This is a genomic window from Nocardia sp. NPDC058518, assembly GCF_042719655.1.
Lineage (GTDB): Bacteria > Actinomycetota > Actinomycetes > Mycobacteriales > Mycobacteriaceae > Nocardia.
The window spans coordinates 1-25,176 of record NZ_JBHXNJ010000010.1 but is presented as its reverse complement, the minus strand read 5'-3'; the positions used below and the strand labels follow the sequence as shown (position 1 = coordinate 25,176).

Here is a 25,176-nt window from a genome sequence, read left to right as displayed (position 1 = left end):
TTGGAAATGTCTGTCGTGGTGTTCACGGTGCTCACCGTGGCGATCTTCGCGCTGCTGGGCCTGGTCCAGCGGGGGGTGGAGAAGCTGTGATCGCGAACCTTGTCGGTCTCGCGCTGGCTGTCCTCGTCGCCGTCTTCATGATCGCGGCGCTGCTCTTCCCCGAGAGGTTCTAGGTGAACACGACTACTGCGGGGATCGTCTTCGTGGCGGCCCTGGTTATCGCGCTGGCCCTGGTGCATGTGCCGCTCGGCGATTACATGTACCGGGTATACAACAGCGACAAGTACTCCCGCGTCGAGCGGCTGATCTTCCGCGCCATCGGCGCGAAACCCGAGGTCGAGCAGACCTGGCCCGTCTACGCCCGCAGTGTGCTGGCGTTCTCGGCGGTCAGCGTGCTGTTCCTTTTCTTCTTCCAGCTGGTTCAGGGCGCACTGCCACTGCACCTCAACGATCCCGGCACCGAGATGACCCCCGCGCTCGCGTGGAACACCGCGGTCAGCTTCGTCACCAATACCAACTGGCAGAACTATTCCGGTGAGTCCACCCAGGGTCACCTGGTGCAGATGGCCGGTCTGGCGGTGCAGAACTTCGTCTCCGCGGCCGTCGGCATGGCGGTGGCGGTGGCACTGGTGCGCGGGTTCGCCCGTCGCCACACCGGTGACCTGGGCAACTTCTGGGTCGACCTGGTCCGCGGCACCCTGCGGATTCTGCTGCCACTGTCGTTCGTCTTCGCGATCGTGTTGGTCGCGGGCGGCGTGATCCAGAACTTCAACCTGCACGACCAGATCGCGCAGACCATCGGCGGCGCCGAACAGACGATCACCGGCGGTCCGGTGGCGAGCCAGGAAGTCATCAAAGAACTCGGCACCAACGGCGGCGGCTTCTACAACGCCAACTCCGCGCACCCGTTCGAGAACCCGACCACCTGGACGAACTTCATCGAGATCTTCCTGCTCATGGTGATCGCGTTCTCGCTGCCGCGCACCTTCGGCCGGATGGTCGGTTCCACCAAGCAGGGCTTCGCGATCGTGGCGGTGATGGGCACGATCGCCCTGGCCAGCATCTCACTGACCAACCTGTTCCAGCTGCAGCACCACGGCACGGTCCCGACCGCGATCGGCGCGTCGATGGAAGGCGTGGAAACCCGCTTCGGCGTTGCCGATTCGGCCACCTTCGCCGGCGCGACCACCCTCACCTCGACGGGGGCGGTGAACTCGTTCCACGATTCCTACACCAGCCTCGGCGGCATGATGACGATGTTCAACATGCAGCTCGGCGAGGTGGCGCCCGGCGGTGTCGGCTCCGGTCTCTACGGCATGTTGATCCTCGCCGTGATCACGGTGTTCGTCGCGGGCCTGATGGTCGGACGCACCCCGGAATACCTGGGCAAGAAGATCACCCCGCGCGAAATCAAGCTGGCCGCGACGTATTTCCTGGTGAGCCCGCTGATCGTGCTGGTCGGCACCGCGGTGGCCATGGCCATGCCGGGACAACGAGCGAGCATGCTCAACGGCGGGCCACACGGCATGTCGGAGGTGCTGTACGCCTTCACCTCCGCGGCCAACAACAACGGTTCCGCCTTCGCCGGTCTCACCGGCAACACCGAGTGGTACAACACCGCCCTCGGCCTCGCGATGCTGTTCGGCCGGTTCCTGCCGATCATCATCGTGCTGGCACTGGCCGGTTCGCTGGCCCAGCAGGGCACCACTCCCGCGTCGATCGGCACGCTGCCGACGCACCGGCCGCAGTTCATCGGCATGGTCGTCGGTGTGACGGTGATCCTGGTCGCGCTCACCTTCCTGCCCGCTCTCGCACTCGGGCCGCTCGCCGAAGGAATCCACTGAAATGACCACTCCCACACTAGAAACCGCACCGCGGCCCGAACACCGCACCAAGGGCGTACAACGCGGCGTCCTCGACCCGAAGCTGCTGCTCACCTCCCTTCCCGACGCCGTGCGCAAGCTCGATCCGCGCACGCTGTGGAAGAACCCGGTGATGCTGATCGTCGAGATCGGCGCCGTGTGGTCGACCATCCTCGCCATCACCGACCCGAGCTTCTTCGCTTGGGCGATCGTGCTCTGGCTCTGGCTCACAGTCGTTTTCGCGAATCTGGCCGAGGCCGTCGCGGAGGGGCGCGGCAAGGCGCAGGCCGACTCGCTGCGCAAAGCCAAGACCGACACCATCGCCCGGCGCCTGGCCGACTGGACACCGGGTGGGCGCATCGTCGAGGAACGCGTCGCGGCCCCCGAGCTGCGTCGCGGCGACTACGTCGTCGTCGAAGCGGGCCAGATCATCCCCGGCGACGGTGACGTCGTCGAAGGCATCGCCTCGGTGGACGAATCGGCCATCACCGGTGAATCCGCGCCCGTGATCCGGGAATCCGGCGGCGACCGATCGGCCGTCACCGGCGGCACCACGGTGCTCTCGGACCGGATCGTCGTGCGGATCACCCAGGAACCCGGCGCCAGCTTCATCGACAAGATGATCGCCCTCGTCGAGGGTGCGAGCAGGCAGAAGACGCCGAACGAGATCGCGCTCAACATCCTGCTGGCCGCGCTCACGATCATCTTCGTGTTCGCGGTGACCACCCTGCAGCCGCTGGCCATCTTCGCCAAGTCGAACAACCCCGGCGTGCCGGATACCTCGGCACTTGACGCGCACGGCATCACCGGCATCGTGATGGTCTCGCTGCTGGTCTGCCTCATCCCGACCACCATCGGGGCGTTGCTCTCGGCCATCGGCATCGCGGGCATGGACCGCCTCGTGCAGCGCAATGTGCTGGCGATGTCGGGTCGTGCGGTGGAAGCCGCGGGCGATGTGAACACCCTGCTGCTCGACAAGACCGGCACCATCACCCTCGGCAACCGGCAGGCCGCCGAGTTCATCCCGGTGCCGGGCGTTCTCGACGACGAACTGGCCGACGCGGCACAGCTGTCGAGCCTCGCCGATGAAACGCCGGAGGGCCGCTCGATCGTCGTGTTCGCCAAGGAGGTGTTCAACAAGCGCGAACGCAGCGCGGGTGAACTGCCGGGCGCGACCTGGGTGGAGTTCACCGCACAGACCCGCATGTCGGGTGTCGACCTCGCCGACGGGCACCAGCTGCGCAAGGGGGCAGCCGGTGCCGTGACGGAATGGGTTCGCGCCCAAGGCGGTTCGATCCCCGAGCAGGCGGCGGTGATCGTCGACGGCATCTCCGCCTCCGGCGGCACGCCGCTGGTGGTCGGTGAGGTCAAGGACGGCACCCCACGCCTCGTGGGTGTCATCCACCTCAAAGACGTGGTCAAGCAAGGCATGCGGGAACGCTTCGACGAGATGCGCCGCATGGGCATCCGCACCGTGATGATCACCGGCGACAATCCGCTGACCGCCAAGGCGATCGCCGACGAGGCGGGCGTGGACGACTTCCTCGCCGAAGCCACACCGGAGGACAAGCTCGCCCTGATCAAGTCCGAACAGGACGGCGGCCGCCTCGTAGCGATGACCGGCGACGGCACCAACGACGCCCCCGCGCTCGCACAGGCCGACGTGGGCGTGGCCATGAACACCGGCACCTCGGCCGCCAAAGAGGCGGGCAACATGGTCGATCTGGACTCGGACCCGACCAAGTTGATCGAGATCGTCGAGATCGGCAAGCAGTTGCTGATCACCCGTGGCGCGCTCACCACGTTCTCCATCGCCAACGACATCGCCAAGTACTTCGCGATCATTCCCGCGTTGTTCGTGGTGCTGTTCCCCGGCCTGGACGCGCTGAACATCATGCGCCTTGCCAGTCCGCAGTCGGCGATCCTGTCCGCGGTCATCTTCAACGCGATCATCATCGTGGCCCTCATTCCGCTGGCGCTGCGCGGCGTCAACTACCGGGCGAGCAATGCCTCGAAACTGTTGAGCCGCAACCTGACGATCTACGGCCTCGGCGGCATCATCGCCCCGTTCGTCGGCATCAAGATCATCGACCTGTTCGTCCAACTCCTCCCCGGGATGTCCTGAAATGCGAATGTCAACCTGGATCCGTCAGCACCTGGCCGCCCTGCGCGCCCTGCTGGTGCTGACCGCGATCACCGGAATCGTTTATCCCGTAGCCGTCTTCGCGATCGCCCAGCTGCCGGGGCTCAGCGAGCGAGCCGATGGGTCGCTCATCGAGCAGGACGGAAAAGTGGTGGGCTCCAGCCTGATCGGGCAGTCGTTCACCGACGCCGACGGCAATGCCATGGCGCAGTACTTCCAGAGCCGCCCGTCGGCCGCGGGCGACGGCTACGACCCGCTGTCCACCGCCGCGAGCAATCTCGGCCCGGAAGACATCGTCGACACCGCCGACCGAACCAGCCTGCTCACCACCGTGTGCACTCGCTCGAAGGAGGTCGGCGACCGTGAGGGGGTCGACGGCGCCCGGCAGTTCTGCACGAAAGACGGTGTGGGCGCGGTGCTCTCGGTGATCGGGCCGCGTGATGCCGACGGCGATGTGTCGCAGCCGGTGCAGGTGGTCAGCGTCAACGAACTCTGCCCCACGCAGCCGTTCCTGAGCACGTTCCGCGGCGTCGCCGTGGAGTGCGCGAAGGAGGGCGAGGACTACTCCGTCGGCCGGATCATCCCGATCCTCGGTGACGCACCGGCCGAGGCCGCCGTCCCCGCCGACGCGGTCACCGCGAGCGGCAGTGGACTCGACCCGCACATCTCCCCCGAATACGCGACCATCCAGGTCGAGCGGGTGGCGAAGGCGCGCGGTATCACCGCCACCCAGGTGCGCGAACTGCTCGACGCGCACACCGACGGCCGCACGCTCGGATTCCTCGGCGAGCCGCGGGTGAACGTCGTCGAACTCAACCTCGATCTCGACGCCCGCTACCCGTTCCTGGGCTGAACACAGCGAAGGGGCCGGATCCACCACGGATCCGGCCCCTTTTCGTCTTTCTGAGCTAATCCTCGTCTGTGACCAAAGCCCAACCATCCGGTAGACCGGTCACGGTTACCGCTGACCCACACACCTCGAGATCCACCGTCACCCCTTCGCCCAGCCGGAACTCCGACATCCGCACACACCCCCAGGCCGGGGGCACCTGCGGCCGCAACGTCAACGTCTTGGCAGGCACATCGGGATCGAGCCCGAGGAACGACCGAACCAGCAGCAACGGCGCCGCACTCGCCCAAGCCTGCGGCGAACACGATGTCGGATACGGCACGGGTGCGGCGAATCTCGACCGTGGGAAACCACAGAACAGCTCGGGCAACCGCCCGTCGAACGCGGCGGCCGCGTCGAGCAGCCCGCCCGACAGCTTCGTCGCCAGTTCCACCGCGCCCGGCACATGCTGGTACCGCATCAACCCGGCGACAGCGATCGCCGTGTCATGCGGCCAGATCGACCCGCAGTGGTAACTCATCGGGTTGTAGGCGCCCATATCCGAAGACAACGTGCGCAGCCCGAATCCCGAATCCATCTCCGCCCGAGCAAGATTCCGGATCAGGATCTCGGCATGCTCGTCGGTCGCGATGCCCGACCACAAACAGTGCGCCGCATTGCTGGTGAGCGCGTCGACCTGCCGCTTGCGGCCGTCCAATGCCACCGCGTACCAGCCGTAATGGGGTAGCCAGAACTGTTCGGCGAACTTGGTTCGCAACTCGTCGGCCCGCTCCCGCATCCGCACGGCCAGCTCGGGGTCGTCGAACTGGTCGGCCAGTTCCGCGCGGGCCAGGAACGCCGCGTACACATACCCCTGCACCTCGGCCAGCGCGATCGGCGCTTCGGCGATATGCCCTGCGGCGTCGTTGATTCCGTCGAAACTGTCCTTCCACCCCTGATTGATCAGGCCGCGGTCGGTGGCGCGCACGTACTCGACGAAACCGTCGTCGTCGCGGTCACCGAAATCGGTGATCCAGCTGATCGCGGCGTCGGCCGCGGGCAGCAGGGTGGCGATCGATGCCGGATCCGCGCCCCACCGAAGACATTCGGCGAGCAGCATCACGAAAAGCGGTGTGGCGTCGACAGTTCCGTAATAGATCTGCCCACCGAGCACCTGCCCGACCGAGGGCCCGCGCCGCATCTCGTGCATGATCCGGCCCGGCTCCTCCTCGACGAGCGGGTCGATCGTCTGGCCCTGCAATTCGGCCAGCTGCTGCAAAGTGCCCAGTGCCAGATCGGTTTCCAGCGGCAGCGACATCCATGCCGTGAGCAGCGAGTCCCGGCCGAACAGCGTCATGAACCACGGCGCGCCCGCCGCCACGAAGGGCCGGTTGGTGCCCGAATCGGTGTGGATCTGCAAGGCGCCCAGATCACTTTCGCTGCGGCGCAGGATCTGGTTGAGCAGGCCCGAGTCGGCGGAGATGTCGGTGGCGGTGGCCCGCCACGCCTGGATCTTGCGTACCGGCTCGCTGGCCCGGTAACGCTCGCCCACGGAGCCGGAGGTCTGCGGGCGTTGCGCCGCGCCTGCCGGTTGCGCGGTGATCTCGGTCTGCCAGCGCCCGCCCGCCGGGACGACGACCCGCCAGATCATGGTGCCGGGCAGCACCATCGGCTCGACGGTGGAGGTGAGCGCGAGTCCACGGGACAGATCGGCGCGGTCGTGCAGCAGCAGTTCACCGTCGGCGGTCGTCATCTCCGCCCGACGCCCGTTCGTGCGGCCTTCCTTCACCGCGAACAGATCGACGAAATCGGCGTCGACGTGTAGTTCCACCACCACCGCCGTCGCCTCGCGGCTCATGTTCTCCAGGGTGATCACCTCGTGCATGCCCTCGGCGACGAGCCGATCACGCACCACGAGCAGGGTGCTGTCGGCCCGACCCTGCTGGGGAGGCCTGCGCAGCACGAACCGTGCCGCGAAAGCCTCCGGACTCAGCACCGACAGCGCCTCGGGCCGTTTGCCGTCGATCATCAGCTCCCAGCGCGAAATCACCCTGGCGTCACGGAAGAACAGGCCCTGCGGCTTGCCCGGCTCGATATCGCCGAGCCGGTCGGACAGGCAGAACGTGCCGCCTTCGACAAGGGTGATGTTGCCGCCGCCGCCACCGAGCCCCGCGGGTTCCCCCGCGTTGAGGGGGCTCGGCGCCGAGGCGCTGTCGGTGCTCATGCGCGCCCGTTGGCCGCCACCCCGAAGGGCATCGGCATCGCATAGGCGGTGTCGTACCCGATCGTGGTGCGGGCGAGCAGCTCCCGATAAACCTGTTCGTAGCCGCGGCCGAGGGTGTCGGCGCTGAAGTTGTCGACCACGTGTTTCCGGCACAGGGCCGGATCGTAGGTCTGCACTTCGGCGATGGCGGCGGGCAGTTCGGCCGGATCGTCACAGATCCGCCCCGTGACCCCGTCGACCACCACTTCGCTCACCGCACCGCCGCGCAACGCGACCACCGGCGTGCCGCAGATCATCGCCTCGATCATCACCATGCCGAACGGCTCCTCCCATCGAATGGGGAACAGCAGACACTTAGCTCCGGAGAGCAGCTTACGCTTGGCGGCCGCGTCGGCGAGACCGAACATCTGATCCTGGTCGGTCATCCGCGGCTGCACGAACTCCTCGAAGTAGGCCTTCTCGGGCGCCTCACTGCACTTGCCCGCCAGGATCAGCGGCATGCCGACGGCGTGGGCGGCGTCGAGCGCCAGATGCGGGCCCTTGTCGTTGCTGAAACGACCGAGGAACAGCGCGTAGTCCTGCTTCTCGGTCTCGTACGGCCACTGATCGGGACACAGCGCGTTGTGGACCCGGCCCGCCCATGGCAGATCGGGCGCCAGCGCGCGCTGGCGGTCGCTGATCGCGACGAGCGAGCACTCCTGGCCCAGTTCCTTGTAATAGCGGTAGCAGTCGTCCTGCACCGGGCCGTGCACGGTGACCACCGTCGGCAACCCGAGATTGGCATAGGCGGGCGCGTTCAGCGGGCCCGCGAAAGTGTGGTCGTGGACCAGATCGATGCCTTCGGTATCGGCCAGCCGCTCGATGGCGCGGCGCACCCGCAGCGCGTGCACGATTTCCGGGAACGGGTCACCCAGCCGTTCGGGCTGGATCCGGTCCCACAGCGGGACGAAATTCGCCTGGGTGCCGTCTACGCCCGCGCCGAACAGGGTGACGTGATGGCCACGCTCACACAGTGAGTCGACCAGATCGGCGACTACCGCCTCGACGCCGCCGTAGGCCTTGGGTGGAACGTCGAAATACGGTGGAACAACCATGGCGATCCGCAGTGGACCACCGTGGTGATCGATCGAGTAGAGATCGGACGCGGACAAACCGGTCGGCGACATTGCCGACGTGTCTGTACTCATGACCTTCCTTCCAGGGACGCAACCTCGCAACACTTGCGCGAACAAGAGATGGCCGCCTCGGCGGAGGTGGAGACGAGAGCTTCACCGCCGTCCATGGGGCATGGTTGGCCTGGCCAGACGCGATACGCACCGATTCGGGTGCCCGCCTGAACAGAGGGGCCGTCATGGAACGTACCCCGCTACCGGAGAGTAAACCAGCGTGTTGCTGGAAATGTTCGGTATCGATTCCTGCAGCCTGACAGGAGATTACGCGGTCAGATTCGGTCTACGGCGTACAGAAGGCGGGTTCTACCGGATCAACGCATGGAATATTTCCGTACTCGATCATGGTGAGCCTGGCCTTACCACGGACCAGATAGTCGATGAACTGGGCTACCAGCGAATCACCGGCGACCGGTCCGTGCGTGAGGGCGTACTCGACTCCGACGAAGGGATACCGGCCCGCGCGCATCGAGTCCGCCGAAGCGCTGACTCCGTCGATCGACACGGCCCTGACCTCGGAACCGACCGCCGAGGTCTCCATATAGCCCACTGCACCAGGAATTTTGGCAACGAATATTGCCACTTCCTCGGTGACGTCGACCTCGCATTGCACGCCACCGGCCGCCATCCCGATGCAGCTGGTGTAGGGAAACACCTTGCGATTGTCCTCGAGCAGGCGGGACTCGAGCGCGCGCCGGGTGCCCGAGCCCGCGGTCCGGTCGATCAGCACCACCGGGAGGTCAGGTCCGCCGATCTGGTTCCAGTTCTTCACATTTCCCCGGTACAGGTCCCGGATCTGCTGAGTCGTGAGGTTCGTCAGGCCGATACCGGGGTGCACCACCATCGAGAACGAGCCGAGCGCCAGCGGGTGTTCGGTCAGCGCTTCGAAGGAATTGCCCTTGGAGCCGTCCCCGATCGCGAGCGTGTTCTGCGTCTCACCGCCGCGGGTCAGCGTGCGCAGGCCGGGTTCGGTGCCCGCGAACGCGAAGGTGAATTTCGCGTCGGTGCAGGTCCGCTCGTAGTCCCCGGCGGCTTTGCGGATCATCGGCGCCATCGCGGTCGACCCGACGACGGTGAGTTCGCCCGCGGCGCAATCACGCGGCGGCGGGTCCGGTTGCAGCGCGAGAACAGCCTGGACCGTGATCAGCGCTACCAGGAATCCGCACAGCGCCATCAACTTTCGCGACGGGCCCGTCTTGCTCTTGGTCTCGACAACCTTGCCGCCCTTGACGGCACCGGTCAGGATCGGCTCCGCGGGCGCTCCCGTGCCGTGTTCCCGCTTCAGTACCGCCAGAATCTTGTAGTGCTGGCCTCGTTCGAGCGGCACCTTCGGCAGATCGATGATGCCCTCGAAGCGCGCGCCCTCACCCCGCACCCGCTTGCCGATGCCAGAACCCGGACCGAGATTGTCGGGCAGTACTCCCTCGAGTTCGGTCACCGCCATGCCGATCACCTCGCGGCCGGGGAAGGTGACGTGCAGCCCGATCAACGCGGATTCGGGGCTGCGCATCCGGTAGTCGTCGGCGTCGATGGCGAGGGTGCCGCTGTTCTCGACGCGAACCAGCACCACCGACAGCTTCGACAGATCCAGCGGCATCCCGGGGATATCCGGGGTGCTCAGATTCCGCAGCGCACCCACCAGTGAAGCGGATTCGGTCTCACCGGTGACCGGCGTATCCATCTGCACGCGGTAGCCGAGCCGGCGACGCCCGACCAGGACGAACTCGCGCACGAACGCCGCCGACGCGACCGCGATACCTGCCCCGGACAGCACCATCTCGATCGGAACGCTCATCAGATCCCCCACACTCAGCCACTATCGGCGAGTTGATATCTACCAGGCGGGAGTCGGCCGATCGGAGGCGAAGTCAGTTGTTGGGCAAGACTTCACCCACTCGATTCTCGACACCATGCGAGGAGCTCGTCGACCGGCCAGGTGTCGATCACTCTCGCGGCGGTGACGCCGTGGGCCAGCGCCCGCTCGCATCCATAGCCCTGCCAAGCCAATTGGCCGGGTGCGTGGGCGTCGGTGTCGATACTGAACAAGCAGTCCATCTCCACGGCCAGCTCGATCAGTCGTCCGGGTGGGTCACGACGCTCAGGGCGGCTGTTGATTTCGACGGCGGTGCCGTATCTCCGACAGGCCTCGAAGACGAGTTCGGCGTCGAACGACGACTCCGGGCGGGTCCCGCGAGCCCCTTCGACGAGCCGTCCGGTGCAGTGGCCGAGGATGTCGACATCGGGATTCGCGACGGCGTAGACCATCCGCTTGGTCATCGTGGCGCTGTCGTCGCGCAGATGTGAATGCACGCTGGCGACAACGACATCCAGGCGTTCGAGGAGGTCGGCACGCTGGTCGAGGGTGCCGTCGTCGAGGATGTCGACCTCGATGCCGGTGAGGATGCGAAACGGTGCCATCTGCTCGTTGAGTTCGGCGATCACGTCGAGCTGGCGCAGCAGCCGGTCGGCGGACAGGCCGTTGGCGACCTTGAGACGGGGCGAATGGTCTGTCAGCGCACAGTATTCGTGTCCCAGCGCCGCCGCGACCCCCATCATCTCGGCGATCGGGCTTCCACCGTCGGACCAGTCCGAATGCGTGTGGAGGTCGCCGCGCAGCAGACCGCGCAGCTCCTCGCCCGCGGGCGCGATCGGCCGTGCGTCCTTGCGGAGCTCGGCCAGATAGTCGGGAACCTCACCGGCACAAGCCTGTTCGATGATGGCTGCCGTCTTCGGCCCGATACCGGCAAGCTCACGCCAACTGTGTTCCGCGGCGCGAGTGGCGTACTCGCTCTCCGACAGCCCGGCGACGACATCGGCGGCGCGGCGGTAAGCCTTCACCCGGTGCGTTTCGGCACGACTACGTTCGAGCCAGAACCCGACCTCACGCAGTGCCGCCACCGGACCCGGGTTCGCCGCCGATGTCATCGCGACTACTTGATCCGGCCGTACTTGAGGAACGCGACGCCGTCGGCGTACACCCGGCTGGTGATCACCCGAAACCGTTCCGGCGCGGGCAGTTTCGTCCCACCGCCGAACAGCGGCCTGCCGGTACCCAGTACCACCGGGTGCAGTTTCAGGAACACCTGGTCGATCTCTGGCAGCAGCGTCTGCGCCAGTTGCCCGCCGCCGCAGAGCCAGATACCCAGTCCGTCTTCGCGTTTGAGTTCGCGCACCGCCGCGGTCGGATCCTCGGCGATCAGTTCCACCCCCGGCGCGGGCGCTTCGGGCAGCGTCGTGGACACCACGTACTGGCGGAGGTGCTCGTACGGGCTTGCGGTGCCGGTGCGGACCCCGAAGTCGTGGGTCTTGCGGCCCATGATCACGGTGTCGAAGTAGATGTTGCCCGCCGAGATCCCCCGTGCCTCGCGCACCTTGGTCGGCAGGGTTTCCGGGTACTGCGAGATGATCGCCGGCCCGTGGTCACCACCTACCGGGAAGAAATCCAGCGTTCCGTCTTCGGCGGCGATGAAGCCGTCGATTGTCGATGCCACGAAATAGGTCAGCTTGCGCATAACGTCCTCCCTGCACGGACCCGGTCTGTCACGACCTGTCAGGGGAAACGTTAGCGTGCCCGGATCAGCGGCGGCGCGGCTTCCGTTGACACTTCGGACAGGAAAATGACGACCGATTCATGAATTGTTCCCGTACCAGCAGCGTCGCGCACCGATCGCACGGTTCGTCCTCGCGCCCGTACGCGGCCAATGACCTGGCGAAATAGCCGGATTCGCCGTTCACATTCACATACAGGGCGTCGAAGGAGGTACCGCCGACGGCCAGCGCCTCGGTCATGACCGCGGTAACCCCGTCGAGCAGGGTGCGCAGGACCGGGCGGGTGAGTTCGGCGGCGACGCGGGTGCCGTGCAGACCGGCCCGCCACAGCGCCTCGTCGGCGTAGATATTGCCGATGCCGGAGATCACCGTCTGATCGAGCAGTACGCGTTTGATCTCGGTGTTCTTGGCGCGGATGGCCGCGACCACGGCCTCACGGTCGAACAGCGGGTCCAGCGGATCGCGCGCGATGTGGGCCACGGAATCGGGCACCACGGTTCCGTCCACCTCGACGAGTTCGCCCAGTGCCCAGCCACCGAAGGTGCGTTGATCGACGAATCGCAATTCGGCACCGTCACCGAGCACTGCCCGGATGTGCGCGTGTTTCTCGACGGGCGCGCCGGCGGGTTGCACGAGCATCTGACCGCTCATACCCAGGTGCACGATCAGTGCGGTATCGGGCTCGTCGAAAGTGAGCCAGAGATACTTCCCGCGCCGCTGCGCGGAGTCGATCCGCAACCCTTTGAGTCTCGCGGCCAGATCAGCGCCACCCGCGGCATGCCTGCGCACGGCACGCGGGTGGGTGACGGTGACAGTTTCGATCGCCCGGCCGACCGCGTGGTCGACAAGACCGCGCCGAACAACTTCGACCTCCGGCAGCTCGGGCACAGATCAGGCTTTTGCCGCGGATTCGTCGGTCAAGGCCTTGTAGGCCGTACCGGCTGCCTTCTGCTCGGCTTCCTTCTTGGAACGGCCCATACCCGAACCGTACGGACGACCGGCGATCACCGTGGTGGCGGTGAACTCCTTGTTGTGGTCCGGCCCGGTGGAAGTGATCTCGTAGGCGGGCACGCCGAGACCGCGTTCGGCGGTGAGTTCCTGGAGGCTGGTCTTCCAGTCGAGGCCTGCGCCCATGCGGGGCCCACGCTCGAGCAGTTCGGCGAACAGCCGGAGCACCACGCCGCGCGCGGTTTCGATGCCGTGCTCGAGGTGCACCGCACCGAGCAGCGACTCCATGCCGTCGGCCAGGATGCTCGGCTTGTCGCGGCCGCCGGTGAGCTCTTCGCCCTTACCGAGCAGCAGATACTGACCGAGTCCGCCGTCGCCGAGACCACGCGCCACCTCGGCGAGCGCGTGCATGTTCACCACGCTGGCGCGCAGTTTCGCGAGTTCACCCTCGGACTTCTCCGGATGCTCGGTATACAGGCGCTCGGTGATGCTGAGGCCGAGTACCGAGTCGCCGAGGAATTCCAGGCGCTCGTTGGTCGGCAAACCGCCGTTCTCGTACGCGTACGACCGGTGCGTCAGCGCTAGGCGCAGAAGCTCCGGTCGTACGTCGACACCGAGGGCGGTGAGCAGGCTGGCGTGATCCGCCGCGCCTACATTGTCTTTACTGGCTGTCACGTTGCTAGGAATGATCTACAACGATCAGACTGCAGAGGTGACCTGGCGGCCCTTGTAGGTACCGCAGGACGGGCACGCGATGTGCGGGAGGGTCTTCTCACCACACGCGCGGTTCGGGCAGGTGACCAGGGTCGGCGCGGTGGCCTTCCACTGGCTGCGCCGCGACCGGGTGTTGGAACGCGACATCCGACGCTTGGGAACAGCCACGGCTACTTCTCCTCTTGGTTTTCGCTGACTACACCGGCATCAGATGCCGCGGCAGCGGTTTGGTCTTGGTGGTGGAACCCTCAGGCGGGGTCGCCGGTACCGGGCTCATCAGTGGCGAACTTCGCCAACTTCGCCCAGCGAGGGTCCAGTATCTCATGCCCATGATCAGGACCCGCAATCGCCATCCGCACACCGCACTCGGGGCACAGGCCCGCGCAGTCCGGCGAGCACAGCGGCTGCAGCGGAAGCTCCAGCCCGATGGCGTCGAGGATCACCGGCTCGAGGTCGACGAGGTCGTCTTCCATGCGGTAGACCTCGGCGTCCTCGGTCGTCTGCTCGGTGGTGCTGTCCGGATACGCGAACAGTTCCGTCAGACGAATCTGCACCTGGTCGTCGAACGGTTCGAGGCAGCGCGAGCACTCCCCGGCCGTCGGACCGGACGCCGTGCCGGTAACCAGCACACCCTCCGAGACCGCCTGCAGTTGCAGGTCGAGTTCCACCGCGGCATCGGCCGGGATGGCGATCAGGTCCAGACCCAGCCGCTCGTGGTCGGTGACCGTGCGACGCAGCTCCCGCATGGTTCCCGGCCTGCGGCCGAGATTGCGGACATCCAGCACAAAACCCGCGTCGGACACAGGACCACTGGTCTTGCGTGGACGCGCAGGCGAACCGGAACCGGCCGACATCGCGGACTCACTTACCGTTGAGGGGATAATGGGCAACCACTCAACAGTACGGCAGGACCCCGCCCGAACTCAAAACGCGCACTCGCCTCAGCGGCGGTGGTCGGCAGCGTATTCGGGGTATTCGGCGGCCGGTCCGCCGCGCATCTGCTGGCGACCACGGGTGATCGAGCGCCGGGTGGTGTTGAGCGTCTCCTCCACGGCGGCGAGCTTGCCGCCGAAATCGGCCATCTGCTCGTCGACATAGTCGTCGCATTCGGTGCGCACCCGGTCGGACTCGGCGTGCGCCTCGTCGATCAGGCGGGCGGATTCGGCGTGCGCGACCCGCACCACCTCGGTCTGCGCGACCAGCCTGGCCTGTTCGGCCTTGCCGTCGGCGACCGAGCGCTCGTACGAGGCCTTGCCCGCGTCGATGGCCCGGTCGGCGTCGATCTGGGCGCGGCCGGTGAGCTCGTCGTATTCGGCGTTGCCCTCGGCCACGACCTGATCGGCCTCGGCCTGGGCCGAAGTCACCAGGCGGTCGGCATGGGCGGTGGCCTCGGCGACCATCCGGTCGGCGTGGTCCTTGGCGTCGGCGAGGATGCGATCGGCCTCGGCGCGGGCCTTGTCGATGGTGGTGCGCGCCTGCTCGTTGGCCGTGGTGACCGTCGTTTCGGCGCCGCTGCGGGCATCGCCGACGATCTTGTCGCGGTGATCGAGCACGTCCTGGGCATCGTCGAGTTCACCGGGCAGTGCGTCGCGGACGTCGTCGAGAAGTTCGAGGACATCACCGCGCGGCACGATGCAGCTGCGGGTCGGCGGGATGCCGCGCGCCTCTTCGACGATGGCGACCAGTTCGTCGAGTGCTTCGAATACGCGATACATGCTCACTACCCTCCTGCGGACTCACGGCGAAACCACTACCGCCGACGCCCAGTGTGCCTGTCGTCGGCAGCTGTGCCGAATGTCGTCGCGGTGTGTCGCGACAGTGTCCTAGATCGCACAGATATCAAGTGGAGTGCGGCCCTCCACTTCGGCTACCATCGGTAGGCACGACAACGCCGTCCGCCGGGAAGCACCACAACCTTTTCGCTGTTGTACTCCTCGACGTCTGTTCATTTGGGATCGGAGTCGAACATGACCCTCCTGGAAACTCCTAGGAGTCCGGTGTCGCACGTGGCGGGCATGTTCACTCCTTGGACCGGTCCGTTCCCCGTGGTGACGCCGAGTGAAGTCGCACCCGCGCTGCGCCCGCAGCTCGAGGGCGCGCTCACCTACCTGCGCGGCGACCGCGCCCTGCCCCAGCTCTTCCGATTCGCCCTCGTCGGCGGGTCGAGCAATATCGCCTATGTGCTGCTGTTCTTCGCGATGCACGGCATCGGCCCGCTGGTCGCCAATGTGGCCGGATCGGTGGTCAGCACCGTCATCGCCAACGAATTCCACCGTCAGCTCACCTTCCATGCCACGGACCGGGTCACCTGGTTCACCGCGCAGTGGGAAGGTGGCGGGATCGCGTTGATCGGACTCGCGATCACGACCGCGTGCTTGGCCGGACTGGATTTCTGGGCGCCCGGTTTGGGTGACATCACGCAGGCGCTGACGGTCCTCGCCATCACCGCCGCAGTCGGCGGCATGCGCTTCCTCGCACTGAGAGGCTTGTTCCGCCTCCCCGCGACCAGCTAGCCCTTACGTTCGGCGAGGCGGTCCAGCAGACGCTTGTGGACCGCAGGCGGGAGCATGTCGCTCACGTCGCCGCCGTAGGCCGCTACTTCTTTGACCAAGGAGCTGGACAGGAAGCTCAGGGACGGGTTGGTGGCGATGAAGAAGGTGTCGACGCCGGCCAGTTTGTGGTTCATCTGGGCCATTTGGAGCTCGTAGCCGAAGTCGCCCGCGTCACGCAGACCCTTGACGATCGCGCTGATGCCTTCCTGCTTGGCGAAATCGACCGTCAGACCCTGCCAGGACGCGACGCGCACGTTCGGCAGGTGCGAGACCGATTCGCGCAGGAGCTCCATGCGCTCCTCGACGGTGAACATCCCCTGCTTCTTGGGGTTCACATTGACGGTGATGATCACCTCGTCGAACTGCGCGGCCGCGCGAGCGAACACGTCGAGGTGACCGTTGGTGACCGGGTCGAAGGAGCCGGGGCACAGTGCTGCAGCCATAGCTCAGACGCTAGCACCGAACTCGGCGAACTCGACCCTGGTCTCCCCGTACTTGCGCGCCTTCAGCGCCACAAAGCCTGCCGGCCAGGTGATTTCGGGTGAACGACTCGACCGCTCCACCACCACCAACGCCTCCGGTGCGAGCCAGCCGTTGCTCGCCAAGGCGGTGAGGTCGGCGATCACGTCCTCGGTGCTCACCTCGTAGGGCGGATCCGAGAACACCACGTCGTAGGCCCGCGGCGCGGCGTGCTTCAGCAGCGAGGACACACTGCCGAGCCGCAGTTCCGCGCCGGGCAGACCCAGCTCGGCGATATTGGCGCGCACCACCTCGGCCGCCTTGCGGTCGGATTCGACCAGCAACGCGCGCTCGGCTCCGCGCGAGAGCGCTTCCAAGCCCAGCGCACCCGAGCCCGCGTACAGGTCGAGGACCAGCGTCCCGTCCAGATCGAGGCGCGCGTCGATCGCGCTGAACAGGGCTTCACGCACCCGATCGGAGGTAGGCCGGGTGCCGGCGGGCGGCACCTTCAAGCGCCGCCCGCCCGCCACACCCGCGACGATGCGTGTCATTCCGACTCGCGCGCGACCAGTTCCACCAGCAGGTCGCCGCCCTCGACCTGGGCCACCTTGGTGGTCGCGATTCGGCCGACCACGCCACCGCGCGGCGCGGTGATGGCCGCTTCCATCTTCATCGCCTCGATGGTGCCGACGGTGTCACCGGCGTGGATCTCGTCGCCTTCGGACACCGCGAGGGTGACCACACCGGCGAACGGTGCCGCGATGTGACCGGCGTTGTTCTTGTCGGCCTTCTCGGCCGCGGGCACCTCGGAGGCGACGGACCGGTCACGCACCGCGACCGGGCGCAACTGCCCGTTCATGATGCACATCACCGTGCGCATGCCCTTCTCGTCGGGCTCGGAGATCGCCTCGAGGCCGATGAGCAGGGTGACACCCTTCTCCAGTTGCACGCGGTGTTCCTCGCCGCGGCGAAGGCCGTAGAAGAACTGGTTCTCCGACAGGCCGGTGGTGTCGCCGTACTTCTCGCGATGGGAGTTGAACTCGGCGGTCGGGCCGGGGAACAGCAGCCGGTTCAGCGTTTCGCGGCGCTGCGCGGACGAGCCGTCGAGTGCCTTCTGGTCGGCCGGGTTCAGCGGGGTCTCGGGCTTGGGTTCGTTGCGCCCGGCCAGTGCCTTGCTGCGGAACGGCTCCGGCCAGCCGCCCGCGGGGGTGCCGAGTTCGCCACGCAGGAAGCCGATCACCGAATCGGGGATGTCGTAGCGGCCCGGATCGGCGGCGAAGTCCTCGATGTCGACACCGGTGCCGACCAGGGCGAGCGCGAGGTCACCGACGACCTTCGACGACGGGGTCACCTTGACCAGGCGGCCCAGCAGCCGGTCGGCGGCCGCGTACTTGGCCTCGACCTCTTCGAACCGGTCGCCCAAGCCGAGCGCGATCGCCTGCTGACGCAGGTTCGACAGCTGACCACCCGGGATCTCGTGGGTGTACACGCGACCGGTCGGCGCGGGCAGGCCCGACTCGAACGGCGCGTAGACCTTGCGCAGCGCCTCCCAGTACGGCTCGAGATCGCACACGTTCTGCAGGTTCAGACCGGTGTCGTGTTCGGTGTGCGCGGTGGCGGCCACGATCGCCGACAGCGCGGGCTGGCTCGTGGTGCCCGCCATGGCCGCGGATGCGCCGTCGACCGCGTCGGCACCGGCCTGCCAGGCGGCGAGGTAGGTGGCGAGCTGTCCGCCGGGGGTGTCGTGGGTGTGTACGTGCACCGGCAGATCGAAGTTACTGCGCAGTGCGGTAACGAGTTTCGCGGCCGCGGGGGCACGCAGCAGACCTGCCATGTCCTTGATCGCGAGGACATGCGCGCCCGCGTCGACGATCTGTTCGGCCAGCTTCAGGTAGTAGTCGAGGGTGTAGAGCGACTCGTTCGGGTCGAGCAGGTCACCGGTGTAGGACAGGGCGACTTCGGCTATGGCGGTACCGGTTTCGCGGACCGCGTCGATCGCCGGACGCATCTGGTCGACATTGTTGAGGGCGTCGAAGATGCGGAAGATATCGATACCGGTCGTGGCGGCTTCGGAAACGAAAGCGCGGGTGACCTGTTCGGGGTAGGGCGTGTAGCCGACGGTGTTGCGGCCGCGCAGCAGCATCTGCAGGCAGATGTTCGGCACGGCTTCACGCAAGGCCGCCAAGCGTTCCCACGGGTCCTCGTGCAGGAACCGCAGTGCCACATCGTAAGTCGCGCCGCCCCACGCCTCGATCGAGAGCAGCTCCGGGGTCAGCCGCGCGACGTGGCCCGCCACACCGAGCAGACCGTTGGTGCGCACGCGGGTGGCCAGCAGCGACTGGTGCGCGTCACGGAAGGTGGTGTCGGTGACGCCGAGCGCCTTCTGTTCGCGCAGGGCACGCGCGAAACCCTCCGGCCCGAGGGTGAGCAGTCGCTGGCGCGAACCGTCCGGCGGCGGCAGCGTCAGGTCGACGGCGGGCAGCTTGTCGTAGGGGTACACCGTGGTCGGGCGGTCGCCGTTGGGCTTGTTGACGGTGACGTCGGCCAGATAGGTCAGGATCTTGGTGCCACGGTCGGCCGATCCGCGCGAGGTGAGCAGCTCGGGACGCTCGTCGATGAACGAGGTGGTCACCCGGCCCGCCTGGAAATCGGGATCATCGAGCACCGAGAGCAGGAACGGGATGTTGGTCGTCACGCCGCGAATACGGAATTCGGCCAGCGCGCGCTGGGCGCGCGCGGCGGCGGCGGGCAGGTCGCGACCACGGCAGGTGAGCTTGACCAGCATGGAGTCGAAGTAGGCGCCGATCTCGGCGCCTAGGTTCGCGCCGCCGTCGAGACGGATGCCCGCGCCGCCCGGCGTGCGATAGGCGGTGATGCGGCCGGTGTCGGGACGGAACCCGTTGGCCGGGTCCTCGGTGGTGATACGGCACTGCAGCGCGGCTCCGCGGATCTGCACCGTCTCCTGACTCAAACCAAGGTCCGCGAGGCTCTCACCGGCAGCGATCCGCAACTGCGACTGCACCAGGTCAACATCGGTGATCTCCTCGGTGACCGTGTGCTCCACCTGGATACGCGGGTTCATCTCGATGAACACGTGGTTGCCGCGCTCGTCGAGCAGGAACTCCACAGTGCCCGCGTTGATGTAGCCGATCTGGCGCGCGAACGCCACCGCGTCAGCGCAAATCCGCTCGCGCAGTTCAGGAGACAGATTCGGGGCAGGCGCGAGCTCGATCACCTTCTGATGACGACGCTGCAGCGAACAATCCCGCTCGAACAAATGCATCACATTGCCGTGCTGATCAGCCAAAATCTGCACCTCGATATGGCGCGGATTCACCACCGCCTGCTCGAGGAACACCGTCGGATCACCGAACGCCGACTCCGCCTCACGCGACGCCGCCTCGATCGACTCACGCAACTGCTCGGGCGTAGCGACCCGGCGCATGCCACGACCACCACCACCGGCGACAGCCTTGACGAAGATCGGATATTCGAGTTCGGCCGAGGCGGTGAGCAATTCGTCGATATCGGCCGAGGGCTCGCTGGACTTCAGCGTCGGCAGCCCGGCCGCCTTGGCCGCGGCGATGGCCGTGGCCTTGTTGCCCGCCATCTCGAGGATCTTGGCGGTGGGTCCGATGAAGGTGATGCCCGCGGCGGCACAGGCCGCGGCGAGGTCGGGGTTCTCCGACAGGAATCCGTAGCCGGGGTAGATCGCGTCGGCGCCGGCGGCCACCGCGGCGTCGATGATCGCCTCGATCGACAGGTACGCCCGAACCGGGTGACCCTCTTCACCGATCTGATAGGACTCGGCCGCCTTCAGGCGATGGACGGAATTGCGATCCTCGTACGGGAACACCGCGACCGTTCCGATGCCGAGTTCGTAGGCCGCGCGGAAGGCACGGATAGCGATCTCACCACGATTTGCGACCAAGACTTTCGAGAACATTGGCCTACGGTACCCGGCGACGAGCCGGGGCCGGACACGCAAGGTGGCTTCGCAGCATTCTTCACACCGCACACCCGCCTACCTGCGAAGTTGCGTTCATCAGGCCGTCACATCTCACTGCGAGGAGCGGTCGGCGGTGCGCGTGGACAATGTGGGCGCAACCGCAGGTCACGGCACTGTTCGCCACCGGGCGGTGACCCGCGCCCCCGTTGAGGGCCTATGCTGGGGGCGCAGCTGGTTCGCCTGCGCGGTGGAAGAGTCGGAGCCCCGACCTCCCGCGTAGGCGTCGAAACCCGGGTGCGGATCATGTTCCGCACCGGGTGAGAGGGAACCCGGTGAGAATCCGGGACTGTCCCGCAGCGGTGAGCAGGAACGACCGCCGTCATCAGCACTGGGCATCATGCTTGGGAAGCGACGGCCAGTAGGTCGGTCGATCACACGACCGGTGCCCGCGAGTCCGAAGACCTGCCGACTGTGCCGGATACGCCGTATCCGGCGGCCACCGCCTCGTGGATCGGGCGCGCGGACCACCGATGCCGACCCGTCGTACCGTTCGCGACATGGTCCGGCCGGGTGGCGTGTGCCCGCGAAAAGGCGACGGCTCTCCCTGCACGACACTGGAGAATCTCCGTGACTGTTTCACACACCCCGTTCACCGCAACGGTTCTCGGCCTTCCGCGAGTGGGCCCGAACCGGGAACTCAAGCGCGCCACCGAGTCCTACTGGGCCGGCCGTGCCGATGCCGCGCACCTGCACGCGGTCGGCCGTCAGCTTCGTCGCGCCCAGCTCACCGAACTGGCCGCGGCGGGACTGGATTCGGTGCCGGTGGGCACCTTCTCCTACTACGACCAGATGCTCGATGCCGCTGAACTGCTCGGCGCACTGCCGCCGCGAGTGGCCGGGATCGCCGATCCGCTCGACCGCTATTTCGCGGCCGCGCGTGGCACCGACACGGTCGCTCCGCTGGAGATGACCAAGTGGTTCGACACCAACTACCACTACCTGGTGCCCGAAATCGACGCGGCCACCACCTTTTCGCTGCATCCCGGCAAGCTGCTGACCGAACTCGACGAGGCGATCGAACTCGGTGTCCCCGCACGTCCGGTGGTGATCGGTCCGATCACCTTCCTGAAGCTGGCCAAGGCCGCCGACGGCGCCGCGCTGGAGCGGCTGCCCGAACTGCTGCCGCTGTACCTCGACCTGCTGGCCCAGCTGGCGGATGCGGGCGCGCAATGGGTGCAGATCGATGAACCGGTGCTGGTCACCGACCTGACCGAGGCGGAGATCGCCCTGGTCGGCCAGACCTACAGCGCGCTGTCGGCCGCGCAGAACCGGCCCGCGATCCTGGTCGCCACCTACTTCGGGCACCCCGATGCCGCCCTGGCGGCGCTGGCCGAGACCGAGATCGAGGGTGTCGCGCTCGATTTCACCGCGGGCTCCGATATCTCGGCGGTCGCGGCGCTGCCCGCCCTTGCTCGCAAACTGCTGGTGGCGGGCGTGGTCGACGGCCGCAATATCTGGCGCGCCGACCTCGACGCCGTCCTCGGCACCCTGGGCACCCTGCTCGGCAGCGCCGACGCGGTGGCGGTGTCGAGTTCGTGCTCGCTGCTGCACGTGCCGTATTCGCTGACCCCCGAGACCGGCCTGGACGAGCGGCTGCGCTCGTGGCTGGCCTTCGGCACCGAGAAGGTCGCCGAGGTACGAGTCCTTGCCACGGCGCTCACCGCAGGTGTCGACACCGTCGCCGACGAACTGGCCGCGGCCCGCGCCGCCGCCGAATCCCGCCGGACCGACCCGCGCCTGCACAACGACCAGGTCCGGAGCCGATTGGCCGCGCTCGACGAGAACGACCTGACCCGCTCCCCCGCCGACGAGCGTCGCGCCCTGCAGCGCGATCACCTCGACCTGCCGGTGCTGCCGACCACCACGATCGGCTCCTACCCGCAGACCTCGACCATCCGGCTGGCCCGCGCCGCGCTGCGCAAGGGCGAGATCGACCAGGCCGAGTACGTGCGGCGGATGCGGGCCGAGATCGCCGACGTGATCACCCTGCAGGAAAAGCTCGGGCTCGACGTGCTGGTGCACGGCGAACCCGAACGTAACGACATGGTGCAGTACTTCGCCGAACTGCTCGACGGTTTCGCCGTCACCGAGGCGGGCTGGGTGCAGTCCTACGGCACTCGCTGCGTGCGCCCGCCGATCCTGTTCGGCGACGTCACTCGCCCCGAGGCGATGACGCTGTCCTGGATCGGGTACGCCCAGTCGTTGACCACCAAGCCGGTCAAGGGCATGCTCACCGGCCCGGTGACCATCCTGGCGTGGTCGTTCGTCCGCGACGACCAGCCGCTGGGTGACTCGGCCCGCCAGGTCGCGCTCGCCATCCGGGACGAGACCGTCGACCTGGAAGCCCAGGGCGCGCGGATCATCCAGGTCGACGAACCCGCCCTGCGCGAGCTGCTGCCGCTGCGTGCCGCCGAACAGCCCGCGTACCTGCGGTGGTCGGTGGATTCGTTCCGCCTGGCCACCGCGGGCGTCGCCGACACCACCCAGGTGCACACCCACCTGTGCTACTCGGAGTTCGGCGAGGTCATCTCGGCGATCGCGGGGCTGGACGCCGATGTCACCTCGATCGAGGCGGCGCGCTCGCACATGGAGGTCCTCGACGATCTGAACGCGGCCGGTTTCGCGCTCGGCGTCGGGCCTGGCGTCTACGACATCCACTCGCCGCGGGTGCCGTCGGTCGAGGAGATCACCGTCTCCCTGTCCGCCGCGCTGAAAGCGGTTCCGGCCGAACGACTCTGGGTGAACCCGGACTGCGGTCTGAAGACGCGCGGACCGGTGGAGGTCGAGGCGTCGCTGCGGAATCTGGTGACGGCCGCCGCGGCACTGCGCTGACCTAGCGGATCCGAGCATGAAGACCACTGCCCCGGACGGAGATTCCGTCCGGGGCAGTGTGGTCGGCCCGGCCTGCTCCTTCGCATGTTACGCACGGGTAGCCACGGGTAAAATCCCTTGCAGGACTGGACTTCTCCCGAGTCATTCGCCACTTTCAGCAAACATTGCGAACAGGTGGCGTTAAGATCTGCGGCGTGCGGAAGATGTACGCGGGGGCCAGGCTACGAAGGCTGCGCGAAGAACGGCGGATGACCCAGGCAGCGCTCGCGAAATCGCTGGACCTCTCACCCAGCTATCTCAATCAGCTCGAACGTGATCAGCGTCCACTGACCATTCCCGTGCTGCTGAAACTCAACTCGACCTTCGACCTCGACGTGCAGTTCTTCGCCGCCGACTCCGACGCGCGGCTGGTCTCGGACCTGCACGAGGTGCTGGTGGAGGCCGCGGGCGGCGGCGATACCGCACCGATCACCGAGGTGGAGGAACTGGCCACCAGGCTGCCCGAGGTGGCACGCATCGTGATCGCGATGCACCGGCGGCTGCGCGCGGCGACCGACCAGCTCGACCTGCTGTCCTCGCGCGTCGACACGCCCGCCGGCGCCCCGGGCACACCCATGCCGTACGAGGATGTGCGCGACTTCTTCTACGACCATCGCAACCACATCTCGACCCTCGACCACGCCGCCGAGCAACTGTTCGAGGAATCCGGTCTGAGCATCGGCTCGCTGGATCGTCAGCTGGCCAGGATCGCCGAGGAACGCGCGGGCGTCACGGTGCTGGTGCGCGGCGACGGCGCCGACCCGGCCATCCCGAAACGTCACTACGACCCCGACACCCGAACCCTCACCCTGGCCAGGCGGCTGCGTCCCGGGCAGCGCGCCTTCCAGATCGCGACCACTCTCGGCCTGCTGCTCTACGGCCGCGAGATCGACAACGTGCTCGCCGAGTCCCGGGCGCTCACCGGCGAATCCCGCACGCTGGCCAGAGTCGGGCTGGCCAACTACTTCGCCGGTGCGCTGATCCTGCCCTACGGGCGGTTCCTGCGCTCGGCCGAGGAACTGCGCTACGACGCCGACCTGCTCGCCCTGCGTTTCGAGGTCGGTTTCGAGACGGTCTGCCACCGGCTCAGCACCCTGCAGCGGCAGGGTCAGCGCGGTGTGCCGTTCTTCCTGGTGCGCACCGACCGGGCGGGCAATATCTCGAAACGGCAGTCCGCCACCGCGTTCCACTTCTCCCGAGTGGGCGGCAGTTGCCCGCTGTGGGTCACCCACGAGGCGTTCGCGCATCCCGGCCGCATTCTCACCCAGATCTCGGAGATGCCCGACGGGCGCCGGTACCTGTGGATCGCTCGCACCACGCCCGCGGCCGCGCAGGGGTTCGGGACGGCGTCGAAGAACTTCGTCATCGGGCTCGGCTGCGATATCGAATACGCCGACCGGCTGGTGTACTCGCAGGGGCTGCAGCTGGACGATCCGCAGGTGGCGGTGCCGATCGGGGCCGGGTGCAAGGTGTGCGAGCGGCCCGGGTGCCCACAGCGCGCGTTCCCGCAGATCGGGCGCCCCCTGGCCGTGACCGAACACACCAGCACCGACCTGCCGTACCCGCGCCTACCGCGCTGACGGGTCGCGTGGCCGGTCAGGACTTGGCGAGGTATTCGATGCGTTCGCCGTCGACAGCGGCGTGCATCATGCCCGCCAGGCCCGGGTGGTTCACCAGACCCGGGTCCTCGGCGACGACCTGCCTGGCGAGTTCCTGTGCGGCGGTGATCACCTCGAGGTCGTCGAGCAGCGAGAGCAGACGCAGCGACCGCGCGGTACCCGACTGCGCCGAGCCGAGGACATCACCTTCGCGACGCTGCCGCAGGTCGAGCACCGACAGTTCGAAGC

The 25,176-nt window shown here is 67.2% G+C and carries 20 protein-coding genes, 1 pseudogene and 1 riboswitch; of the genes and pseudogenes, 7 read left to right on the top strand and 14 right to left on the bottom strand.

Annotated features, from left to right (window positions below; genetic code table 11):
• Positions 1 to 6 precede the first annotated feature (6 nt).
• From ACFWPX_RS18715 to ACFWPX_RS18700, 4 genes are all read left to right on the top strand, one after another.
• Positions 7 to 90, top strand: a complete 84-nt coding sequence (locus tag ACFWPX_RS18715) for a potassium-transporting ATPase (protein WP_267890436.1) — start codon at positions 7 to 9, stop codon at positions 88 to 90.
• Between the two features lie 83 nt (positions 91 to 173).
• Positions 174 to 1,844: a potassium-transporting ATPase subunit KdpA gene (gene kdpA, locus ACFWPX_RS18710; RefSeq protein ID WP_378912436.1), complete on the top strand. Its 1,671-nt coding sequence runs from the start codon at positions 174 to 176 to the stop codon at positions 1,842 to 1,844.
• Between the two features lies 1 nt (position 1,845).
• Positions 1,846 to 3,987, top strand: a complete 2,142-nt coding sequence (gene kdpB, locus ACFWPX_RS18705; protein WP_378912437.1) for a potassium-transporting ATPase subunit KdpB — start codon at positions 1,846 to 1,848, stop codon at positions 3,985 to 3,987.
• A 1-nt stretch (position 3,988) separates the two neighbouring features.
• On the top strand, positions 3,989 to 4,858 hold the full coding sequence (locus ACFWPX_RS18700; protein WP_378928478.1) for a potassium-transporting ATPase subunit C: 870 nt from the start codon (positions 3,989 to 3,991) through the stop codon (positions 4,856 to 4,858).
• Positions 4,859 to 4,913: 55 nt separating this feature from the next.
• Here the strand turns inward: ACFWPX_RS18700 and ACFWPX_RS18695 are convergent, their stop codons facing one another.
• From ACFWPX_RS18695 to ACFWPX_RS18650, 10 genes are all read right to left on the bottom strand, one after another.
• The gene (locus tag ACFWPX_RS18695) at positions 4,914 to 7,058 is read right to left on the bottom strand and encodes a glycogen debranching N-terminal domain-containing protein (protein ID WP_378912439.1); all 2,145 of its coding nucleotides are present in this window, start codon (positions 7,056 to 7,058) and stop codon (positions 4,914 to 4,916) included.
• Positions 7,055 to 8,224, bottom strand: coding sequence for a glycosyltransferase family 4 protein (locus ACFWPX_RS18690; protein ID WP_378912744.1), 1,170 nt, complete (start codon positions 8,222 to 8,224; stop codon positions 7,055 to 7,057). The genes ACFWPX_RS18695 and ACFWPX_RS18690 overlap by 4 nt, the downstream gene beginning before the upstream one ends.
• A 286-nt stretch (positions 8,225 to 8,510) precedes the next feature.
• On the bottom strand, positions 8,511 to 10,022 hold the full coding sequence (locus ACFWPX_RS18685) for a PstS family phosphate ABC transporter substrate-binding protein (protein WP_378912440.1): 1,512 nt from the start codon (positions 10,020 to 10,022) through the stop codon (positions 8,511 to 8,513).
• A gap of 92 nt (positions 10,023 to 10,114) precedes the next feature.
• A complete protein-coding gene (locus ACFWPX_RS18680; protein ID WP_378928477.1) occupies positions 10,115 to 11,152 on the bottom strand; it encodes a PHP domain-containing protein in 1,038 nt (345 codons plus the stop codon).
• 5 nt (positions 11,153 to 11,157) lie between these two features.
• Positions 11,158 to 11,739, bottom strand: a complete 582-nt coding sequence (locus tag ACFWPX_RS18675) for a dihydrofolate reductase family protein (protein ID WP_378912442.1) — start codon at positions 11,737 to 11,739, stop codon at positions 11,158 to 11,160.
• Positions 11,740 to 11,803: 64 nt separating this feature from the next.
• Positions 11,804 to 12,664, bottom strand: coding sequence for a bifunctional DNA-formamidopyrimidine glycosylase/DNA-(apurinic or apyrimidinic site) lyase (mutM, locus tag ACFWPX_RS18670; RefSeq protein ID WP_378912443.1), 861 nt, complete (start codon positions 12,662 to 12,664; stop codon positions 11,804 to 11,806).
• A 3-nt stretch (positions 12,665 to 12,667) separates the two neighbouring features.
• Positions 12,668 to 13,399, bottom strand: coding sequence for a ribonuclease III (rnc, locus tag ACFWPX_RS18665; protein ID WP_378912444.1), 732 nt, complete (start codon positions 13,397 to 13,399; stop codon positions 12,668 to 12,670).
• A 24-nt stretch (positions 13,400 to 13,423) separates the two neighbouring features.
• Positions 13,424 to 13,606, bottom strand: a complete 183-nt coding sequence (gene rpmF / locus ACFWPX_RS18660; protein WP_040708879.1) for a 50S ribosomal protein L32 — start codon at positions 13,604 to 13,606, stop codon at positions 13,424 to 13,426.
• A gap of 80 nt (positions 13,607 to 13,686) precedes the next feature.
• Positions 13,687 to 14,292: a YceD family protein gene (locus tag ACFWPX_RS18655; RefSeq protein WP_378928476.1), complete on the bottom strand. Its 606-nt coding sequence runs from the start codon at positions 14,290 to 14,292 to the stop codon at positions 13,687 to 13,689.
• Between the two features lie 87 nt (positions 14,293 to 14,379).
• A complete protein-coding gene (locus ACFWPX_RS18650) occupies positions 14,380 to 15,153 on the bottom strand; it encodes a DivIVA domain-containing protein (protein WP_378912446.1) in 774 nt (257 codons plus the stop codon).
• 252 nt (positions 15,154 to 15,405) lie between these two features.
• Between ACFWPX_RS18650 and ACFWPX_RS18645 the strand changes: the two genes are divergently transcribed.
• Positions 15,406 to 15,951, top strand: coding sequence for a GtrA family protein (locus ACFWPX_RS18645; RefSeq protein WP_378912447.1), 546 nt, complete (start codon positions 15,406 to 15,408; stop codon positions 15,949 to 15,951).
• Here the strand turns inward: ACFWPX_RS18645 and coaD are convergent.
• From coaD to ACFWPX_RS18630, 3 genes are read right to left on the bottom strand one after another with little or no spacing between them, the layout of a single operon-like run.
• A complete protein-coding gene (gene coaD / locus ACFWPX_RS18640; RefSeq protein WP_358187554.1) occupies positions 15,948 to 16,433 on the bottom strand; it encodes a pantetheine-phosphate adenylyltransferase in 486 nt (161 codons plus the stop codon). The two genes, ACFWPX_RS18645 and coaD, sit on opposite strands and share 4 nt — an antisense overlap.
• 3 nt (positions 16,434 to 16,436) lie before the next feature.
• Positions 16,437 to 17,000 (bottom strand): 16S rRNA (guanine(966)-N(2))-methyltransferase RsmD, encoded by a 564-nt coding sequence (rsmD, locus tag ACFWPX_RS18635; RefSeq protein ID WP_378912449.1) that lies wholly within the window; start codon positions 16,998 to 17,000, stop codon positions 16,437 to 16,439.
• On the bottom strand, positions 16,997 to 20,395 hold the full coding sequence (locus ACFWPX_RS18630) for a pyruvate carboxylase (protein ID WP_378928475.1): 3,399 nt from the start codon (positions 20,393 to 20,395) through the stop codon (positions 16,997 to 16,999). The genes rsmD and ACFWPX_RS18630 overlap by 4 nt, the downstream gene beginning before the upstream one ends.
• Before the next feature lie 290 nt (positions 20,396 to 20,685).
• Positions 20,686 to 20,883, top strand: a riboswitch (cobalamin riboswitch).
• A gap of 142 nt (positions 20,884 to 21,025) precedes the next feature.
• On the opposite strand from ACFWPX_RS18630, the gene metE reads away from it, so the two are divergent.
• Positions 21,026 to 23,290, top strand: coding sequence for a 5-methyltetrahydropteroyltriglutamate--homocysteine S-methyltransferase (gene metE, locus ACFWPX_RS18625; RefSeq protein WP_378928474.1), 2,265 nt, complete (start codon positions 21,026 to 21,028; stop codon positions 23,288 to 23,290).
• A 194-nt stretch (positions 23,291 to 23,484) separates the two neighbouring features.
• Positions 23,485 to 24,909 (top strand): short-chain fatty acyl-CoA regulator family protein, encoded by a 1,425-nt coding sequence (locus ACFWPX_RS18620; protein ID WP_378912452.1) that lies wholly within the window; start codon positions 23,485 to 23,487, stop codon positions 24,907 to 24,909.
• A gap of 16 nt (positions 24,910 to 24,925) precedes the next feature.
• Here the strand turns inward: ACFWPX_RS18620 and ACFWPX_RS18615 are convergent.
• Positions 24,926 to 25,176: pseudogene (locus tag ACFWPX_RS18615) on the bottom strand (ATP-dependent DNA helicase RecG); the annotation flags it as partial.

What these genes read in the sequence shown, in the direction of transcription:
- ACFWPX_RS18645 (WP_378912447.1), top strand. Translation starts at nt 15,406, where the DNA reads ATGACCCTCCTGGAAACTCCTAGGAGTCCGGTGTCGCACGTGGCGGGC.
- ACFWPX_RS18695 (WP_378912439.1), bottom strand. Translation starts at nt 7,058, where the DNA reads ATGAGCACCGACAGCGCCTCGGCGCCGAGCCCCCTCAACGCGGGGGAA.
- ACFWPX_RS18655 (WP_378928476.1), bottom strand. Translation starts at nt 14,292, where the DNA reads ATGTCGGCCGGTTCCGGTTCGCCTGCGCGTCCACGCAAGACCAGTGGT.
- ACFWPX_RS18715 (WP_267890436.1), top strand. Translation starts at nt 7, where the DNA reads ATGTCTGTCGTGGTGTTCACGGTGCTCACCGTGGCGATCTTCGCGCTG.
- ACFWPX_RS18700 (WP_378928478.1), top strand. Translation starts at nt 3,989, where the DNA reads ATGCGAATGTCAACCTGGATCCGTCAGCACCTGGCCGCCCTGCGCGCC.
- kdpB (WP_378912437.1), top strand. Translation starts at nt 1,846, where the DNA reads ATGACCACTCCCACACTAGAAACCGCACCGCGGCCCGAACACCGCACC.
- ACFWPX_RS18680 (WP_378928477.1), bottom strand. Translation starts at nt 11,152, where the DNA reads ATGACATCGGCGGCGAACCCGGGTCCGGTGGCGGCACTGCGTGAGGTC.
- ACFWPX_RS18675 (WP_378912442.1), bottom strand. Translation starts at nt 11,739, where the DNA reads ATGCGCAAGCTGACCTATTTCGTGGCATCGACAATCGACGGCTTCATC.
- ACFWPX_RS18650 (WP_378912446.1), bottom strand. Translation starts at nt 15,153, where the DNA reads ATGTATCGCGTATTCGAAGCACTCGACGAACTGGTCGCCATCGTCGAA.
- coaD (WP_358187554.1), bottom strand. Translation starts at nt 16,433, where the DNA reads ATGGCTGCAGCACTGTGCCCCGGCTCCTTCGACCCGGTCACCAACGGT.
- ACFWPX_RS18690 (WP_378912744.1), bottom strand. Translation starts at nt 8,224, where the DNA reads ATGTCGCCGACCGGTTTGTCCGCGTCCGATCTCTACTCGATCGATCAC.
- ACFWPX_RS18685 (WP_378912440.1), bottom strand. Translation starts at nt 10,022, where the DNA reads ATGAGCGTTCCGATCGAGATGGTGCTGTCCGGGGCAGGTATCGCGGTC.
- ACFWPX_RS18630 (WP_378928475.1), bottom strand. Translation starts at nt 20,395, where the DNA reads ATGTTCTCGAAAGTCTTGGTCGCAAATCGTGGTGAGATCGCTATCCGT.
- rsmD (WP_378912449.1), bottom strand. Translation starts at nt 17,000, where the DNA reads ATGACACGCATCGTCGCGGGTGTGGCGGGCGGGCGGCGCTTGAAGGTG.